This is a genomic window from bacterium, assembly GCA_004299235.1.
Lineage (GTDB): Bacteria > Chloroflexota > Dormibacteria > Dormibacterales > Dormibacteraceae > SCQL01.
This window is the reverse complement of sequence record SCQL01000086.1, coordinates 1-1,418: the sequence shown is the minus strand read 5'-3', so window position 1 is coordinate 1,418 and position 1,418 is coordinate 1. Positions and strand designations below refer to the sequence as shown.

Annotated in this window: 3 protein-coding genes; all 3 read right to left on the bottom strand. The window is 61.4% G+C overall.

Annotated features, from left to right (window positions below; translation table 11 throughout):
- Positions 1-554 (bottom strand): HD domain-containing protein (locus EPN29_14395; protein ID TAN29957.1); only part of this gene is annotated, 554 nt, incomplete at its 3' end.
- A gap of 23 nt (positions 555-577) precedes the next feature.
- Entirely contained in the window at positions 578-781 is a 204-nt protein-coding gene (locus EPN29_14390; GenBank protein ID TAN29956.1) for a DNA-directed RNA polymerase subunit omega, read from the bottom strand.
- 92 nt (positions 782-873) lie between these two features.
- A partial coding sequence (locus EPN29_14385; protein TAN29955.1) for a guanylate kinase occupies positions 874-1,418 on the bottom strand: 545 nt, incomplete at its 5' end.

The window sequence follows — 1,418 nt, the reverse complement described above, 5'->3', positions numbered from 1 at the left end:
GCCAGCTTGATGAGAATGACGCGCACGTCGCGCGCCATGGCCAGGAGCATTTTGCGAAAGCTTTCGGCCTGCTGTTCGGCTTTGGTGGCGAATTCAAGGCGCTGCAGCTTGGACAGGCCATCGACGATGTCGGCAACTTCGGTGCCAAAGCGTTTTGCCAGCTCTTGCTTCGGTACGCCCTGGTCTTCCATGACGTCGTGCAAAAGCGCCGCCATCAGCGATTCGACGTCCAGCTTCCAGCCCGCGCAGATCTCGGTGACGGCTATGGGATGCGAAATGTACGGCGCGCCACTGTCGCGGAACTGCCCGAGATGCGCCTGGTCGGAAAACCGATAGGCTTCCTTGACGCGTTTGATGTCCTTGGCGTCCAGGTAGCCGTTGATGACCCGGGTCAGTGTGTCGAGCGAAGCAGCCGGGGCGGGCGCCTGGCTGGGTGCGATGGCGCTGGTGACCGCGACGCTGATCTTGCGGTTGCGGCGTTTCCTGAGGCGCGACCTTCTCTTCAGTACGGCCAGCAGGCCGGACGAGGCACCACGCAGGCTCGCGAACGCCATCTGCGCCCCCTACCCGTGGCGAATCAGGTTGGCACTTTGCGCAGCATTTCCATTCCGGTGACTCCGGCGGCAATTTCGCGTAGTGCGGTGACGGTAGGTTTGTCTTTGCTGTCGATGCGCGCCTCATGCCCCTGCGCGAGTTCGCGGGCGCGGTACGTGGCCGCCAGGGCCAGGTTGAAACGATTCGGAATCTTTTCCAAGCAATCTTCGACAGTGATGCGAGCCATGGCTGGGGTATACCTGTAAGAACGAGTAAGACGGCGGAATTTGAGAGCCGCGACGGACGATCGATAGGGTTTTCGTTTGAACGGTGTTGGCGTCAGGCGCCTGCGGCGTGGATGCCGAGCTGGACGAAAAGCCCCGCGTGGCGCGCCGCTTGAGCGGCATAGCGCAGGCGTGTCGCCGCGACGATCTGGGTCAGCTGCGCAAGCGCCACGCTAAATTCTTGATTAATAATAACATATTGAAATTCTCCTACATGATTCATTTCGCTTCCCGCGTCTTGGAGACGGCGTGAAATGACCGATGGTGTGTCCTGGCCGCGCTTGTGCAACCGGGCCGCGAGTGCATCGATGGACGGGGGCAGGATAAAAACACCCACCGCGTCGGGAAACAGCCTGCGAACCTGACGCGCACCTTGCCAATCGATTTCGAGCAGCACGTCGCGGCCGCGCGCCATTGCCTGGTCGATGCGGTCGCGTGGCGTGCCGTAAAAATTCCCGTGGACCTCTGCCCATTCCAGCAGATTGCCCTGGTCGCGCATGGCGAAGAACGCCGTCTTGTCGATGAAGCGGTAGTGCTTGCCGGGTTCCTCGCCCGGGCGTGGCGGTCGCGTCGTGCAGGAAATCGACAGTGTGACATCGG